This is a genomic window from Roseburia porci (genome assembly GCF_009695765.1).
GTDB lineage: Bacteria > Bacillota > Clostridia > Lachnospirales > Lachnospiraceae > Roseburia > Roseburia porci.
In genome coordinates this window covers 28,159-46,183 of record NZ_VUNI01000023.1, presented here as the reverse complement: position 1 = coordinate 46,183, position 18,025 = coordinate 28,159, and the positions used below count along the sequence as shown (strand labels likewise).

At 41.7% G+C, this 18,025-nt stretch carries 14 protein-coding genes; 3 read left to right on the top strand and 11 right to left on the bottom strand.

Annotated features, from left to right (window positions below):
• Positions 1-228 precede the first annotated feature (228 nt).
• From FYJ75_RS11870 to FYJ75_RS11835, 8 genes are all read right to left on the bottom strand, one after another.
• On the bottom strand, positions 229-1,077 hold the full coding sequence (locus FYJ75_RS11870; protein WP_154430656.1) for a formate/nitrite transporter family protein: 849 nt from the start codon (positions 1,075-1,077) through the stop codon (positions 229-231).
• A gap of 127 nt (positions 1,078-1,204) precedes the next feature.
• Positions 1,205-2,917 carry a methyl-accepting chemotaxis protein gene (locus FYJ75_RS11865; protein WP_154430655.1) on the bottom strand — a complete coding sequence of 571 codons (1,713 nt, stop codon included), beginning with the start codon at positions 2,915-2,917 and terminating at the stop codon, positions 1,205-1,207.
• 12 nt (positions 2,918-2,929) lie between these two features.
• The gene (locus tag FYJ75_RS11860; protein ID WP_154430654.1) at positions 2,930-3,964 is read right to left on the bottom strand and encodes a substrate-binding domain-containing protein; all 1,035 of its coding nucleotides are present in this window, start codon (positions 3,962-3,964) and stop codon (positions 2,930-2,932) included.
• A gap of 126 nt (positions 3,965-4,090) precedes the next feature.
• Positions 4,091-5,824: a methyl-accepting chemotaxis protein gene (locus FYJ75_RS11855; RefSeq protein WP_154430653.1), complete on the bottom strand. Its 1,734-nt coding sequence runs from the start codon at positions 5,822-5,824 to the stop codon at positions 4,091-4,093.
• Between the two features lie 18 nt (positions 5,825-5,842).
• On the bottom strand, positions 5,843-7,132 hold the full coding sequence (locus FYJ75_RS11850) for an extracellular solute-binding protein (protein WP_154430652.1): 1,290 nt from the start codon (positions 7,130-7,132) through the stop codon (positions 5,843-5,845).
• A 100-nt stretch (positions 7,133-7,232) separates the two neighbouring features.
• Positions 7,233-8,450: an iron-containing alcohol dehydrogenase gene (locus tag FYJ75_RS11845; RefSeq protein WP_154430651.1), complete on the bottom strand. Its 1,218-nt coding sequence runs from the start codon at positions 8,448-8,450 to the stop codon at positions 7,233-7,235.
• 124 nt (positions 8,451-8,574) lie between these two features.
• Positions 8,575-9,783: a MalY/PatB family protein gene (locus tag FYJ75_RS11840; protein ID WP_195839007.1), complete on the bottom strand. Its 1,209-nt coding sequence runs from the start codon at positions 9,781-9,783 to the stop codon at positions 8,575-8,577.
• A 27-nt stretch (positions 9,784-9,810) separates the two neighbouring features.
• Positions 9,811-10,800, bottom strand: a complete 990-nt coding sequence (locus tag FYJ75_RS11835; protein WP_154430649.1) for a helix-turn-helix transcriptional regulator — start codon at positions 10,798-10,800, stop codon at positions 9,811-9,813.
• Positions 10,801-11,332: 532 nt separating this feature from the next.
• Between FYJ75_RS11835 and FYJ75_RS11830 the strand changes: the two genes are divergently transcribed.
• On the top strand, positions 11,333-11,641 hold the full coding sequence (locus FYJ75_RS11830; protein ID WP_154430648.1) for a hypothetical protein: 309 nt from the start codon (positions 11,333-11,335) through the stop codon (positions 11,639-11,641).
• 35 nt (positions 11,642-11,676) lie between these two features.
• Positions 11,677-13,284, top strand: a complete 1,608-nt coding sequence (locus tag FYJ75_RS11825; protein WP_154430647.1) for an IS66 family transposase — start codon at positions 11,677-11,679, stop codon at positions 13,282-13,284.
• Between the two features lie 112 nt (positions 13,285-13,396).
• Here FYJ75_RS11825 and FYJ75_RS11820 read toward each other — a convergent pair whose 3' ends face one another.
• The 3 genes from FYJ75_RS11820 to FYJ75_RS11810 form a co-directional block, all read right to left on the bottom strand.
• Positions 13,397-14,863 (bottom strand): RNA-binding domain-containing protein, encoded by a 1,467-nt coding sequence (locus FYJ75_RS11820; protein WP_154430646.1) that lies wholly within the window; start codon positions 14,861-14,863, stop codon positions 13,397-13,399.
• A 232-nt stretch (positions 14,864-15,095) separates the two neighbouring features.
• Positions 15,096-15,734, bottom strand: a complete 639-nt coding sequence (locus FYJ75_RS11815; RefSeq protein WP_235907097.1) for a DUF4230 domain-containing protein — start codon at positions 15,732-15,734, stop codon at positions 15,096-15,098.
• 9 nt (positions 15,735-15,743) lie between these two features.
• Complete coding sequence (locus FYJ75_RS11810; protein ID WP_154430645.1) at positions 15,744-16,424, bottom strand: DUF4230 domain-containing protein; 681 nt, start codon at positions 16,422-16,424, stop codon at positions 15,744-15,746.
• Between the two features lie 238 nt (positions 16,425-16,662).
• On the opposite strand from FYJ75_RS11810, the gene FYJ75_RS11805 reads away from it, so the two are divergent.
• Positions 16,663-18,012 (top strand): MATE family efflux transporter, encoded by a 1,350-nt coding sequence (locus FYJ75_RS11805; RefSeq protein WP_154430644.1) that lies wholly within the window; start codon positions 16,663-16,665, stop codon positions 18,010-18,012.
• Positions 18,013-18,025: the final 13 nt, after the last annotated feature.

Here is an 18,025-nt window from a genome sequence, read left to right as displayed (position 1 = left end):
CAGCAGTTCTTTTTCGTGCTGTCAAGGGTGGCGGACGTCTGCCACAACCTCTAATATCTACAATTTTCAAGGTTCATCTGAGCCTAATTTTTTAACTCAGTTTTTTCATATCTTATTTGACACTACCTATTACTTATTACAAAGTGCTGATGCACATGATATATAAGATACCTGCATTAGAAACAGATTTCAACTGTTTTTTATATTTTTATTTCAAAGGAAAATTCCCTATTTTTCCGATGTGATATCGTCTTTGTGAATAAGGTAAAGCGGAAGCGCCACAAAAAGCATTGCACCGACAATATTTCCAAGCGTTACCGGAATGATATTCGAAAAAAAGCCTCCGAAATTCACCTGATTCGCGATCTGCCGTGCAGACAAACCATACCATTCACTGGCTTTTGCAACGTACTCCGAATTGGCTGCCGCCATGATTCCTGCCGGGATATAAAACATATTTGCAACACAGTGTTCCCATCCACCGACCACAAAAGCCATAATCGGGAAAAAGATTGCTGCAATCTTTCCAATCACGTTTCTGGCTGCATTCGACATTAAAACTGCTGCGCAGACAAGAATGTTGCACAGGATTCCGGAGCAGAATGCGCGGATCGGTTCTATTCCGCATTTTCCGTATGCCGTTTTGATCAGGTACGCACCAAGTCCGCCATCGCTGTATGCGTAAATCCCACTGTTTGATACCAGCGCTGTCACAATAACCGCCCCCACCAGGTTACTGATCCACACAATGGCAAGCACCCGGATCATTTCTGTAACCCTGTATTTTTTATTCCATATACCGGTCACCATCAGACAATCACCGGTAAATAATTCGCCGCCGATCAGAATGATCATCATAAGTCCGACCGGGAAAATTGTTCCCGCAGTCACTCTCGCCGTTCCAACATCTGATATATGATGTGCCGCAACACTGCTCGTCGCCGCACCAAATGCAATAAACCCTCCTGCCAGCATTCCAAGCAGGACACAACGCCAAACAGGCAGGAGTACTCTTTTTTCTCCTGCCTGTATGATACGCTGCATCACCTGTGTTGGTGTATACGCTGAATTACCCATTCCCATGCCTCCGATTATGTTTGTAGTTATATTATTCTAACATATGTTAGTTATCACTACTCATCATATCATAAACATAACCATGATCGCAAGGAATACCAGATAATTCCAATATTTTATTTACTCATTAAGAAAGAAATTTCTCAAGATTATCGTTCAGCTTATTCGCCAGATCGGTAAGATCTGATGTCAGGCTTGCAAGTCCTTTCATCTCCTCAACCATCTGTTCCGTCATCTGCTCTGCATTTTCTGATGCGGAAGCACTGTCTTCTGCCGAATCTGTAAGTTCACCGATCAGTTTGGACATGCTCTCTTTTGCCTGGCTCATTTCACCGACATTTTTCTGCATGTCATTCTGTTTCTGATTTACATTGACGATGCTCTCCGTTAACTGATCAAAAATCTTCTTGGTTCTGTCAACGCTCTCTTCCTGCTCTTTTAAGGTATCACCAATGACAGCAACTGAACTTACAATTCCTTCTGTTTTATCTACAAGTTCCTGGATATTCTTTCCAATCTGTACTGCGGAATTGTTCGACTGCTCTGCCAGTTTCTGGATCTGCTGCGCAACAACTGCAAATCCTTTTCCAACCTCTCCTGCTCTTGCAGCCTCGATACTTGCGTTTAATGCAAGCAGATTGGTTTCCTCTGCAATATCGGTAATGTAATCGGTAACGCTTTGGATCTGCTGAACAGAAGCGTTTGTAACTTCAACCTGTTTGCTGATATTCTGGGCTGTTTCCTGAGAATTTCTACTGCTCTCAAGCAGTCCCTCCAGAATCACCTGGCTCTCCCTTGCAGATGCATCCATCTCATTGGACAACTGATTGATATCACCAATCTGTTCCAGCATAAGGTTGATCGCATTGTTCGTGAATTCTACATCTTCTGATGCATTCTTCGTATTATCTTTCTGAACATTAGCCGTTGTATTGATCTGTTCTACATTGGAGCTTGTTTCCTTAGCCGCAGAAATCACCTGCTCCGACGTAATATTCAGACGGTCTACTGCCTCTTTTAATTTTGCAGCGCCCTGCTGTGTCTCCGACAACAGTTCTGATATTTTTACACGAAGCTTTTCGGTTCCCTGTGCCAGTTCGCCAAATTCGTCGGTTCGCTTTGTTTCGATCAGACGGTCATCTGACATATCTCCCATGGATACTCTCAGCAATACCCTTCTTACATCATGAAGCACTTTGGTCAAAGCTCCGATGTACCAGAAAATGAAGATGATTACTACAAGCAGAATGACCAGTGAGATTATAACACTTATGAGTACGTATCGATTTACAAGTCCATTTAAATTATCAACCGACTGTGATGCCATAATTGCACCAATTACGCTGTCATCACTGGACTGTGTGATTGGAATAATATATGCATGGCACATTTTTCCATCGATCTCAATATTCTTATACCACAGCTCAGCGCCCTGTCCCAGTGTGTATTTCTGAATATTATCACCAGCCTGCATTCCAATCCATCTCTGACTGTCTTCATTCGTGATCGAAGTCATGACTGCTGTATCTTTATAGAAAAATGTAATATCCACGCCTGTTTTTTCTTTCAGTCCATCCACGATAAATGTTTCCGATGAAACATCAAAATTCATGCCTCTCCAGACATCGCCATCATCCTTTAATGCATAATCGCCATATCCCTGACTGTCATACAGATTGAGTGCAGCAATCGCACTGGAGTACAGACTGTTTTTGGTTTCTTTGTACATGCCATCCTTAAACTGTATCAATCCGACTACCAAAGAAATCACGGTAAGTAACACCAATGGTACACAGCATAAGGTCAGCATTTTTTGCTTAAATCTGAACTTTACCTTCATCCTGCTGCCTCCTTACATTGCATCCTTTGTAATAACAGTAACTCCTGTATCTGTTTTTGTGTTGGTGTCGGTATATTCACCATTTAATGCCTTAACCGCAATCTCAAGTCCATCATGTCCCATGATTTCAGGGTTCTGCTGCATGGTTGCATAAATTACACCATCGGCAACAAGCGAAAGAACTGTATCCGAGGTATCAAAACCAACTACATTGCTCTGCTGTCCAGCATCCTTCAATGCCTGTCCAATTGCAGAAGTAGTTCCTTCATTGGTTCCGAAAAATCCAATATATCCGTTGCTTAAACCATCTGAAACAGCTGATGCGGCCTTAGATGCATCATCTTCCATGTATACCGTATCCGCAAGAGTATAGTTGGTTCCCTCAAATGCCTCACGGAAACCTTTTTCTCTTGCAACACAGGAAGCGGTATCTTTTGTAACTCCCATAATACCAATCGTTCCGCTTTCAATTCCCTGATCTTTCAGATCCTGAAGCATTGTCTGTCCCGCAGTCTGTCCTGCCTTTTCATTATCTGTTGCCAGCGCAGTTACACAATCATAGCTTGCAGCACTGTCTACATATACGATCTTGCAGCCGGCCTGTTCTGCCGCCTTTAAGCTGTCATTCACACCATCTGCGCTGTTAGCTGCGATTAAAATCGCATTGGCTCCATCTGCAACTGCCTGATCCACACAGGCACTCTGAAGAGCATCATCATGTGAATCCGGTCCAATCCATTTATATGTAATATTTCCGATCTCTTTTGCTGCTTTCTGGCATCCCTTATCAATAGACTGCCAATAGCTGTCGGTCAGATCCATCGTGATCAGATATACTTTATAACTGTTTCCTGAAGTTGTGTCCTTGTCTGTCGTCTCTGTTTTATCCGCACTCTTTGTCGGTGTACTTCCTTCTGTACTGTCCTGCGTAACCGATGATGTCATTGGTTTGTCCGGCATAATGATCTCCGGAGTCGTTGTTGTTCCACATCCCATTAACATCATTCCAAGGCACATTACGCAAATCAGCGCCAATTTCTTTCTCATAATAGTTCCTCCCTTTTTTCCTATTATTATACCATCTTTTCTTTCTATTGTCTTAATTTAACAATAATCATATATTTTTAGCAAGATTGCTTGTGCATAATAAGCAAAAAGCAGGAGGTTGTGTCCTTATAGTTTTTTAAATACCTCCGTTTCTTTCTTCAGATCGGATGCAATCTGCTGATTCTCATTCATATGACCGGTTATATTTTCCATATCGCCGACAAGAATCTGTGTGCTGTCTGCAGCACTTCCAATTCCCTTAACACTTTCATTAATTGCAAAGGTTATCGTCTGAATAGAATCTGCAATCTCTGTCATACTATTCTTCAAATCATCCGTCTTCTGAGAAAATTCATCCATGCTGTTTTCAATATAAGTTGCCTTTTCTCTATACTCATTTCCTGCTGTCACAAAATTATCAAATTCTGGAAGGATTTCCTCTTTCATATATTGAATAAGATCATTTGCATGCTCTGCCAGATTTTCTACTGCCTCTGTTACAACCCGGTTAATCTGCTGAATATCATTTGCAGCTTCCTGGCTTGCAGATGCAAGCTGACTGATCTCAGTTGCTACAACTGCAAATCCTTTACCTGCTTCACCAGCTCTTGCAGCTTCAATTGATGCGTTTAAAGCCAACAGGTTTGTCTGACTCGCAATGTTGAGAATGTCATTGGATAAACTGTTAACCTGATTAACGCTCTTACTATCCTCAATTGCTTTATCCAGAATCTCAAGAATTTCATTTACTTTTGTTCCCGTAGATTCCATATTTTCTCTTGCGGATGCTTCCATGGAATCTGCATGCTCTTTCATCTCACGGCTGAATTCATTGATCTCCAGAGTTCGAGATGCAATCTGGTCGACATCTGCTTTTACAGATTCTGTACTTGTATTGATTACAGATGCATTATCCGACATCTCTTCCATAGTTGCTGAAAGTTCCTGTGTAAGTGCCGAAAGATCTGATACACTGCCATTGGATGTCTGCATACTGTCACGCACTTCTCCTACAACAGTATCCATTTTGTTTGAATTACTTATAATAATCTTGAAAATATCCTGAAGCTTATTCATAAAAATATTAATGCCGTTTCCTACAGCAGCAATCTCCTTGTTTGCTGACATGGATACCCGTTTGGTCAGATCACCCTCACGATTATCAATATTTTGAATAATATTTGTAATCTCTTTCTGTGTACGTACCAGTGGAAGAATCACAAGTCTGAATACACAGAATAATGTTACAACAAGAGCAGCTACACTGATCAGAATTGCTCCAACACTCGTTGTAAGAGAAGTCCTATATACTGTCTGCAACTGTTGTTTGGCAAGATCGGATTCCTCATTCACGTTTTCGCGGATTGCTTCAATGCTGCTCTGCATTGCAGAGGAATACTCTGTAATCTTACCATTTGCGAGTGCATATGCTTCTTCATTATCACCGTTTGCGCTGTATGCCATCAGATTGGCAAGCTCATATTTGAGTCCATCATAATTCGAAAGCAGGTTATCATAATCTGCTTTATTATCTTCATTCACATATACCTTAAACTCTGACAGATATCCGTCTAAAACATCTTCCTCACTGCGAATAGAATCTACAAGACTGATCATACCATTCAGGTCCGTAGCCACAATGTGCGACAGACCAAGTCTGTGTATATCAAGTGTCTCCTTCTGTATATCTCCTAGTTCTGAAATACACTCCATATAACCATTCGCGATTTGTGTTGCATTCTGGTTGACTCTGCGCACATTAAACACAGCTACAATATTGGATAATACCGATACAAATCCCAGAATAAAAACCGGTAGCAGTATAATAAATTTTGTACTAATTCGTCCTTGTTTTTTCATGATCTATTCCCCCTGCTCTTACTTTACGGTAGACTGTGTAATTCCGTCCACCAGTGTATCCATAACTTCCTGCGGATCTGCACCGTTTGTATTACCGGTTGCCATCTGTTCGCCAAATGCAGACATAGCATCCCAGTAACTGTTTCCTACACGCTGTAATTTACCATATTGTGCCTGATCCATTACAGCCTGTATTGCAGGTACATTCTTAACCTGATCCGAAGCTGCTGCATTAATGTTAGAAGGTCCCTGATCCCTCTCCTGCAGACGAAGCATCTGATTCTGTTCATTTGTAAACCAGTCTGCCAATTTTAATGCCCACTCCTTATGTTCCGAATAAGCATTTACACCCATCATTTTATATCCGGTAAAGGATGACATCTGCACCTGCTGTCCTGCGCAGGTATAAGTCGGAAGCTTGACCGCGCCATAATCATCCCCCCATACCTGTTTGATATCTGCAGCATTCCACACCCCGCTGACTCCTGCAGCCACAGTTCCGTTCTGCACACCTGCCACAAAATCTGTATCTACGCAGTTCAAAAATGCGGGATTAGATGCAATCGAAAGCAAAGCTGCTTCTACATCCACACCTTTTATGTTTCCATCTGTTGTATTCCAATTGCAATGATTCGTAACACCATCATCATTTACACCAAAATCCATACCTGTATTTCCGAAAAATGCATACAGATACCAGCCGGAACTCCAGTCCATCGTCACCTTTTTGCCCTGTGCCTGTGCAGCTGCAAGCAGTCCATCCATTGTCTGAACATCGGTATCGGAAAGACATCGTTTATCATAATATAAGAAATATCCATTATCTGCCGTCATTGGATATGCATATAACACATCGTTGATAGATGCCGCTGCAACGGAATCCTCTGAATTAGCCTTCTTTACTTCATCTGCATTTGGAACCGGTGCGAGTGCCCCTGCGGCAACCATACTGGATAACTGATCATCCGGAAGCGGAAATACATCTGCCCCATTATGAACATCTGCTAACAGATTATCCTTTGTATCAGCATCTGCACTTTCCACCAGCTGTATATCAAAATCTGCCTGTCCGGCATATTTCTGTTCAAAACTATCAATCATCTCCTGCAAAAGCGGAAAATTAGCCTGTTCTGCCCATACGGTCAGAGAAACCTTACCATCATCCTGCGCCGTTTCTGTCTCTGTTGCTTCATTCTCTGTGCTCAGTGTTTCTCCACCTGATGCATTCTGTGTCGTCTGACTGCAGCCAGCTAATGTTGTACATGCCAGCATTGCAGCAAGGATTCCTCCTAAGCATTTTCTTCTCATATTTATTCCTCCCAGATAAAATACGAAAGATGGACAGATTCCCGCAAGATTCTCCCCACCTTTCGCTTGTAATCATACAACGTATCTTTATAATTTGTAATTAGAAATCTACTTCCGTATCATAGTAGCAACACTTCAGTAATTTCTCCATCTCTTCCTGACTTGGCTGTCTCGGATTAGAACCAGTACATGCATCCAGAATCGCATTGGCTGCAATCTCAGGCAGCCTCTCTAAGAATACTTCCTCCGGTACAAATCCCTGTTCCGTTGGATAGCTGTCCGCTCCATAATTCTTAATGCAATGTGGAATTTTCAGCTCATCATTCATCTTACGCAGATACTCAATCAGAAGCTGAACCTTCTCGTCCAGACTGTCTCCGCCAAGTCCCATGAAGTCTGCAATTTCACCATAACGCTTCTTAGCCGTCTCATCTTTGGCGTTAAATGCAATAACTTTTGGAAGATACATCGCATTGGCTGCTCCGTGGATAATATGTGCACCATAATCTGCAAATGCAGCACCGGTCTTGTGTGCCATAGAATGTACGATTCCAAGCAGTGCATTGGAGAATGCCATACCAGCCAGACACTGTGCATTATGCATAGAATCTCTCTTTGCCATATCTCCATTATAAGAACCTACCAGGTCTCTCTGGATCATCTTAATGGCATGCAGTGCGAGTGGATCTGTAAAATCACAATTTGCGGTAGAAACATATGCCTCAATCGCATGTGTCATGGCATCCATGCCAGTGTGAGCCACTAATTTCTGTGGCATTGTCTCTGCAAGATCCGGATCAACGATCGCAACATCCGGTGTGATCTCAAAATCTGCGATCGGGTATTTGATGCCTTTCTCATAATCCGTAATGATCGAAAAAGCGGTTACTTCTGTAGCAGTTCCGGATGTGGAAGAAATCGCACAAAAATGTGCTTTCTTTCGAAGGGATGGAATGCCAAATACCTTACACATATCCTCAAATGTAATATCCGGATACTCATACTTGATCCACATTGCCTTTGCTGCGTCGATCGGAGAACCGCCGCCCATTGCAATGATCCAGTCCGGCTCAAATTCCTGCATCACTGCTGCACCTTTCATAACCGTCTCAACAGAAGGATCCGGTTCAATTCCTTCAAACAACTGAACCTCCATACCTGCTTCTTTCAGATACTGTTCTGCTTTGTCCAGGAATCCAAAGCGTTTCATAGAGCCGCCACCGACACAGATGATTGCTTTCTTTCCCTGAAATGTCTTCAGTGCCTCAAGAGCACCTTTTCCGTGATACAAATCCCTTGGTAATGTAAATCTCGCCATTGTAAAAACCCTCCTGAATATAATATGTAATTCATGTTAATTGTTATGAATTCGACCAATATATTGGTTATATTATATCATATATTCTATTTTTAATAAATATTTTTATGCAATTTATAACATTCTATATAAATACGTATTTTGTGAGGCGTTCCATCGCTTCCTCAACTAAAGAGAACGGAAGTGCCAGATTCATGCGGATTCCACATGGACTATGAAATGGCCGTCCATCCTGCCAGATCACACCAACCCGAACGCCTGCATGCTGGAGTTCCGTAATCGTTTTTCCATGTTCTTGGCACCACTCGGTACAATCCAGAAGCAGCATGTACGTTCCCTGCGGCATAGCCACCTGCACTCCATGAAAATGTGACCGGATATATTCACACGCATACTCTGCATTCTTTGTCAGAACACTGCACAATTCATCCGTCCACTCATATCCCATATCCTGATAAGCCCCGATCAGCGCATACATGGAAAGTACATTCATCTCATTGTAATGGGAAAGTGAGGATTCCTTTTCAATGCGATCACGGATCACAGGATTATATATAATATGATAACTGCCTACAAGACCTGCAAGATTAAACGTTTTTGAAGGTGCATACATCGCAGCTGTATGCATTCTCGCATATTCCGAAACACTCTGTGCCGGCACAAACTGATTGTCTCTAAGAATAATATCCGACCAGATCTCATCTGCTACAACTTCCACGTGATACTTCTCATAGATTGCCATCGCGCGCTCAATCTCTTCCCGCTCCCAGACTCTTCCGCACGGATTATGCGGAGAGCAGAAAATTGCTGCATGGATATGGTTATCCCTGATCTTTTGTTCCATATCATCGTAATCCATCCGCCAAACACCCTGCTCATCCAGTACTAACGGGCTCTGCACAATGTCGTATCCGTTATTTTTGAGGCTGAATGTAAATCCGATATACGTCGGTGCATGAACAAGCACCTTGTCACCTTTTGAACAGAATACATTCAATGCACTGAGCACACCGCCGAGAACCCCATTCTCATACCCTATGCAATCGCGATCAAGACCTGTTACGCTGTTTCTTACCGTATGCCACCGGATGATGGAATCGTAATACTCATCCCTTGGCTCAAAATAGCCAAATGCAGGATGCGAAATACGGTCCGTCATTGCCTTCTGTATGGAAGGAACCGTTGCAAAATTCATATCAGCAACCCACATTGGAATAACGGAAAATCCATCCTGCACCGTAACATTTTTATATGGAAGCCGGTCAACAGCAAGCGCATCTCTGCCTTTTCGGTCCATAATAGTTGTAAAATCAAATTTCTGATTATTTGTCATATGTATAGCCTCCATTTGCTTCAAATCTTACTGATACTGCCTCATATGCTTTTGGATTTCTTCCTTCATCGCAGATCTGACCTCTTCCGGCGAAAGGATCTCAACCTGTTCTCCAAGCGAAAATACCCAGCCCAGAAACTGTCTGCTGACGCGTACATCCACATTTACCGTAAAATGATCCTCCCCAGACGGAATCATCATGACGTCTTTGCCAAAACGGTCGATCATGACTCCTGCCAGTTCGTTATCGACCAGAAGCCTTACATTCTGTTCTTTTCCACCAAACATTCCAAAGCTTTTTCTGGTATAATCTGCCATATCGAGCCGTTGAAAGTGCTCTTTTCCCTCCCGTGCTTCCTCCATGATCCGGATATGTAACATCTTATCTACCCGGTAATGCTTAATCTTACCTGCCCCCTGGTCAAATCCAACCAGATAATAATTCTCGCCTTCCCACGAAAGTCCCCACGGACTGATGCAATACCATGCCCCGTTATGTCTCAGTTCCATCTCCTTTTGCACGTTCCACTGATAATACTGAAAACGGATCTTTTTATTCATGGATATCGCATTGTGGATTGCATCCACTGTATAATAAATGCTCTCATTCATCGTCTTGATACGCCCGGAAACATACACCTGCCTCTGCAGCTTCTGCGCATCATATCTGCTGACGAACCTCTCCAATTTACGGATCAGCGCATTGGACTTCTTCTCTGTTATAAATTTGGAAGACTGGATTGCGTCTACCAGAAGCTTCAGTTCCGGCAGTTCAAAGGGCCGGTCCACCACATGATAATGATAACGGTTCCCAACCGGCTCTCCTTCCACATTGATCCCCAATATCTCCAGATCTCTCAGATCTGCATAAATACTCTTCCGGTCCGCGGTAACTCCATATGTTCCAAGTGCATCTATGATCTCCGGCATCGTAATATAATGTTCTTCATCCGTGTTCTCCAGCATGATCTGGGCAAGACGGTATAATTTAAACTTCTGATTCGTCCCTTTTGGCATGGCAGCATCTCCTTTTACAATTGCCAAATAGACATTTGTGAAACAATTTTAAAACTTACTTCTGCATGTACTGTAAGTATATGCTTAATTTATATTTCAATTGTTTCGCAATTGTCTATGATAACCCAAGTATACCATATCTCAGATGTTCTTAAAATTATATTCTCCGCCTGTTCCTAATCATTCATATAATCATAATATTCCGATTCACTGGCAAATAAGATATATCTGCCTTCCACGAGTCCCATGTATCCATCGCCTGTATTATATCCCTTCATCATCAAATCCTCCGCTTCTTCTTTGATGATTACAGTCTATTACAGTAGGTGGGGTATAAAAATCCCACCTGTACACACTAATCCTGCCCAGTTACTGTTCAGTCCCTGGCCAGATGCCCTCTCTCGTAACCATATTTTATTTATAAAAGCATCTAAAATTCCTTGAAAAATGGCGGTTTTCTGCCATTTTTTTATTGCATTTTTGTAGAGTTATGTGTTATAATAAACTCATAACCACAGAGGAGGTATTTTTAATGGCTATCATAAAACAATTCGACAAAAGATCCGGTATTACCTATGTTTACGACTCTAAATCTTACTACGACAAAGAAAAAAAGTGTTCCAGAGCCAAAAGAACTCTTATCGGTAAAATCGACCCTGACACAGGCGAAATGATTCCCACCGACGGCAGAAACAAGGGTGCCAAATCCAAACCAGATTCTGTATCTCCTGGAATTAATAAAGATAAGCGTATTCTGGAATTAGAAGATGAAAATCGTCAGCTCAAGCTCCAGGTTTCTGCTCTCAAGAAGGAACTTGAACGTATTCAGGCTGCCAATTAATCTTACACTTTTCATATATCAAAGGAGGATCAGTGATGACTTTAAAAGAGGCTCATGAGCTACAACGCCGGGAACTTATTTCTCTTCGTGCTAAAGTAGCCCGCCTCGAAAAGCAGTCCACTGGTCTATTTCCCGTGGAGGAAAAAGAGGCTTTAGAGCGTCATATTCGTCATCTTGAGCAAGTAAACAGAACCGAAAATCGTCGTCATGAAGAAGCCAGAGCTCATTGGAAACACATGGAATCTCTTAAATTTGACCTTGAACCTGAACTTCTTGATGTAAAAGAACAACTCAAAGCCGCTCTTTCTGAAAACAAACAACTGCGTCAGCGCGCCGAAAAAGCTGAAGCTGAAGTTGCCATGCTTAATGGTACAAATGCCAAGCTGAATAAAAGGCTGAATACAAGTTTTGAGAATTCTTCTCTTCCTTCTTCTGCCCTTCCTTTCCGTAAAAAGGTGCCTAACAGCCGCAAGCCTTCCGGTAAAAAGCCAGGTGCGCAAAAAGGTCACAAAGCTCATACTGTCACCAAACTTAATGCCACAAAGGAGCCTGTAATTATTCCTGCTCCAGAGTCCTTTATCTCAAATCCAGACTTATATCCAACCGGAAAAAAGATTACCAAACAGCTCATTGATGTTTCTATTTCTGTAAATGTTACTAACTTCATTACAGATGAATATCGCAATCGTAAAACCGGTGCCAGATGTCATGCGCATTTTCCTGATGGTATCATTAATGATGTTAATTACGGTTCTTCCATTAAAGCTCTTGCTTTCCTGCTGAACAATTATTACAACGTATCCATTGCTAAAACCAAGCAATGTATTTCTGACATCACCAAAGGGATTGTTAACATTTCTACTGGCACAATTTATAATCTTTCAACTGAATTCTCGGCATCTACTGAAGCAGAAAGAGCAAAGATATTTTCTCTTCTCACACACTCAGACGTTTTATATTCTGACGCTACAGTCAGCAACATAAATGGCAAGAGAAAAGCTGTTATTGTTTGTACTGATAAAAAGCATGTTTTATATCAGCATACAGAACACAAAGGTCATGATGGTTTATCTAAAACTCCGGTTAAAAACTTTGAGGGTACAATCATTCACGACCACGATAAAACTTATTACTCCTATGGTTCTTCTCATCAGGAATGTCTTGCACATGTATTAAGATATCTTGTTGGAGCCATCGAATCCGAACCAAATCTAAAGTGGCACAAACAAATGCATGGACTTTTGCAGAAGATGATTCATACTGCAAAACATAATAAATCCGGCATTTCAAATGATAAGATTAACTCTTTAACCGATAAATATGATGCTGTCCTCGCTACCGCCTCCGAAGAATATGAGAAATATCCGCCCACCAAAGATTTTATGGATGGCTTCAACCTATACAAAAGACTACGTGATTATAAGGATGATCACCTATACTTTCTTTCTCATCCTGAAGTCGACTATACCAACAACATAAGTGAACGCCAACTACGCAAATTCAAGCGAAAACAAAAGCAAGCGGTTGTGCTTCGGAGCGATGCCGGAGGACAACATATTTGTGATGCCCTGACAATTATCGAAACTGCCAAAATGCAAAATTGCAATGTTTATGATGCTATTGAAGCTGCATTTGCAAAATAAGCAAAAGGGTACAGCAAAGTTTGTGAAATACTTACAAACTACATACTGTACCCTTTATATTTACTGGATTTGGCTAATCACTGAACAGTAACCCTGCCCATAAAGGCATAACTTATTCTATAATCTCCCAATAACCAGATTTCGGTGATCCATGACGAGCCAAAATCTCTGACGCTTTCATTTTTTTAATGTTATTTTCAACAGTTCGCCCGGACATACCTATTTTCTCTGCTATTTTCTTAGCTGAAATATATTTATCTTCTGCTATGCAATCAAGTATTTTCTGTTGGGTACCCGTCACCTTCTGTCCGTTTTTGCTGACATTGTTTTTATCTCCGAAGTTTTCTCCACCATTTACTCCGAAATTATCTCCGAAGTTTTCTCCACCATTTACTCCGAAATCACTACCATTTCCACTGTCCTGCACATTTCTAAATAAAATAACTCTAAACATATCATCAAATACTTCCACAGTCGGAACAGGAAGACTATATTCTCTGGCAGCACCTATAATTCTTCTTATACCGCTTCCCCATGCTTCCACCAATCCCATCTGACTAAAAATATTAGCAATCAACTTATTCCTGATCTTAGAATGACCACTCATTACTTCTTCATAGGTTAGCCCATTATACAAGCCCCCTGGTGAAGTCACTTCCAAACGATCATCATAAATAGCTACCTGTATACACGATTCATCTAACAGATTTCTGTGACAATGAGCATTGATTATCATTTCTCGAATTGCCTCTAGCGGAAGTTCATAGCTTTCCCGGCGCACTAAACCATCTATCGTTGCTCCAAGTCTGATATTTCTTAAAACAAAATCAACCGCACTTTCAATTTGTTTATATATCGGTCCTGTATACTCCCGTTTATCTAAAAATACTGTTCTATCCGTTCCTTTAAATACTGCACATTGCGTTTTTGAAAATGGAAAATAATCCGATGTCAATAAAACATACGCATTAGATGCAAGTACACTATCATCTTTATTTTTCAAAATTTTCCAATTAAATAGTTGTTCCTTACTAACAGTATGTTCCGAAAGACCAGCTTTTTTACGAAAATCCTCTATATCTTTGCACAAATTTTGTGTTGCTGCTTCTGTTACATCATATCCTACACAGGTTAGTTCGTCCCATGAAATACGTGCGCCTTCCATCTCCAATTCACTTATCTTTTCCGGATAAGCAAGTCTTGAAGTTCCTGCGACACGAATATAAGTTCCTTTTTCTTTGCCCTTGGACTTAATATAATATGGTCGATTTTTTCCTGCCTCTACGGTAACAACAATCACTGTCTTTTCATCAACCGTTTGTGGTTCAATATCTGGAATTATCTGTGGCTCACACGAATCAGATATAGCATTTGCCAACGAATCCATAATCGGAAAAAGACTATCCTTATCCACTCCAACTACTTGATGCGTTTTATCGTCAATGCCTATAACCAATTTTCCGCCTTGCGTATTAGCAAAAGCCACAACGGTTTTCATGTATTTTTCACTTTTATCTGGTATTGTCACCTTATATTCAATATTTTTTGATTCACCAGAAAACAGCTTGTCTTTCCCCATAACGCTACCTCCATTTTTATTATAATATGCAATAAATCTATTCTTTATATTGTAACCATAAACCGCAATTAAAAATTTATTCTACTATCTTATAATCTTTGCTATCATCTGATTCTAACATCAAACAATTCCATGTATAATTCCTGTTCCAAAATAATCTCCTGCTATTCTATCTAATTGCTCTGCAATCTGTGTAAGTTCCTGCGTCTTTGCATATAACAGCATTCCTGCATCACAAACTTTCCCATTTTACTGTGAATTCTGTTCCAGATGCTTCTCCAAGCTGATTAATGTAATTTTCAATCAGTTTTTTGGCCCGATCCTGCGCGTTAGCAAGCAGACTCGAATCATTCTGGATGCTTTCGCAGATATCATCCTGTGCAACGCTGACTGCACCGGTCACGTCGTCCGCATCGATCGGATTGCTGTTCCAGCTGTCCGTATCAACAACCGGTGTGGAAACGGATTCGGAATCCGGCTTGATACTGAGAATCTCTGCCTCCGGCATGTAGATTGTGATCTCGGTTCCGTTAATCTTCATGTCACCTTTTGACATATCGACACCGATCTTGGCAACTCCGGTGTATTCTGTCCAGAATTTCCGGTCTGATTCACCCCAGTGTGTAAGTCCGCTTCCGGCCTCTTTTTCCGACTTCGCGACATTGTGATAATAGCATTCAAGTGTTGCCAGTTTACAAATAGAGCGGATCTGGGAAATATCCGGCTCTTCATTTACCACTGCCTTTGCACTGCTCTCTGTTGCAGCTTCTGCTTCCTGTGTCGCCTGATCTGTGTCCTCTTTTTCCATAGAGCAGGCTCCCAACGATAACAACAGGATTCCCATGATAATAAGTAATACTCTCTTTTTCATAACAGCCTCCTACCTGACCTCGATCTCATATGCAGGATCTATCTGCTCAACCCATGGACTTACCAGTGCCTCGATCACCTGATCTGCATTCTCTTTCGCCATCGTAAGGAGTTTGTCCTCACTACCCGCTCTTTTGTCCAGATCCTCCTGACATTTTGCATATGCTTCCTTAAATACGTTTTCGTTGTTGTATTTATCTTTTTTGAAAATATATTCCAGTGTACCGGCATTCACCACCGCATCCTGGATCGTCACATCCGGCACTGTGATCGTGATCTTTTTCGCATCATGGTCGATATCAATGTCTATGCTGTCAAAATCGATTCCCGCTGTCACAGTTCCCTCGTATGCAACATAATATTTTACCGTTTCTCCGTCTTCATCGCAGACCGGCGTTATCGCATTGTAAATGTAATCCGCAGTCTGAAGCTCGCTGATCTCAAATACATCCTTGATCGTCGATTCCGTTATGGTATTTACTTCGCCTTCTGTTCCAATAATATTCTCATTGATACTGTCTGCTATTTTCTTTCCTGTATCTATTCCGGAAAACATTTTATATATCAGAAAAACAACAACTGCAAGTATCAGGAGCACAATCACCGGAATTGTCCATTTGGGAAATTGGTTTTTCTCTTTTACGTAATTTTCCCCATTGATACGTATGTTTTCTTCACGTTCCTCTTTCATCCACCTTTTCTCCTTCGTAACGCCGTCCGCTATCTTTACAAAAAACACAAGGAACCTGCTGCCCCTTGTGTCTTTTCTTTAACCCAAGTCTATCACATTCCGCCGCACTCTTGCAATGCCAAAACAATGGAACTATTGGATGAAACAGAATTCCTTTTTGTGTATGAAAATTCTACTGAACTCCCAAAGTCAGAAAATAATGTGCTATAATATCTGAAATACAGGGGAGCGATAAACAATGCAAAATAACACGCATCATTTATATAACAATCTGGATTTAAGGAAACTGCTGATCCCGATCATCGTGGAACAGCTGCTTTCGTCTTTAATGGGAACAGCAGACACCATGATGGTAAGCAATATCGGCTCTGCTGCCATATCTGCAGTGTCACTCGTGGATTCCATCAATATTCTTGTCATTCAGGCATTGTCAGCCCTGTCGGCTGGAGGCGCCATTTTATGTTCCCAGTATCTTGGAAGCAAAAACCAGAAAGAAGCCAATCGTTCTGCACAGCAGGTACTTTTTGTCATGGTCGTTCTTTCCGTAATGCTGTCCGCATTCTGTCTGATTTTCCGAGATCCGCTTCTTCGTCTGATCTTCGGCAAAGTAGAGCCCGATGTCATGACCAATTCACAGATCTACTTTCTGTTTACACTGCTTTCGTTTCCGTTTATCGGACTGTATGACGCCGGCGCATCCATCATGCGTTCGCAAAATAACAGCCGGAATCCTATGATCATCTCTGTGATTTCGAATTTCATGAATATCGCCGGAAATGCGGTCTTAATTTTCGGATTTCAAATGGGCGTAGAAGGTGCTGCAATCTCAACGCTTGTATCACGTATTTTCTGCGCAGTTGTTGTTATCTGGCAGCTCAGAAGCGATCACGCACCAATTTCTATCCGGAATTATTTCTCGATACGTCCTGATTTTCATCTTATTAAAAAGATACTGTTTATCGGCATTCCATCTGGAATCGAAAACAGTATGTTTCAGTTTGGAAAACTCGCGATCCAGTCCACGGTTTCTACCCTTGGAACCGTTGCCATTGCAGCACAGGCAATGACCAATATTCTGGAAAATCTAAACGGAATTGCCGCGATTGGAATCGGAATCGGCCTTATGACCGTAGTCGGCCAATGTCTCGGTGCCAACCGCCAAGATGAAGCGATCTACTATATCAAGAAGCTGTCCTGGCTTGCAGAAGCCGTCGTCATTGCAAGCTGCCTTCTTGTTTTTGCACTGACAAAACCGATTACGATCATCGCCGGAATGGAGCCTGCCAGCGCAAAACTGTGCCTGTCCATGGTCACATTCATTACCATTGTAAAACCACTCTCATGGGTTCTCGCATTTATTCCGCCATATGGAATGCGTTCCGCAGGTGATGTAAAATTCTCAATGATCACTTCCTGCTGTACGATGTGGCTTTGCCGGGTAAGCCTGTGTATTTACCTCTGCCGTGTATGGGGCTTTGGACCAATTGCCGTGTGGATCGGCATGTTCTGTGACTGGACACTTCGCGCCATCATATTCAGCATCCGTTTTCATTCGAGAAAATGGCTGAATCACCATGTGATAGACTGATCCGTCTGCCTGT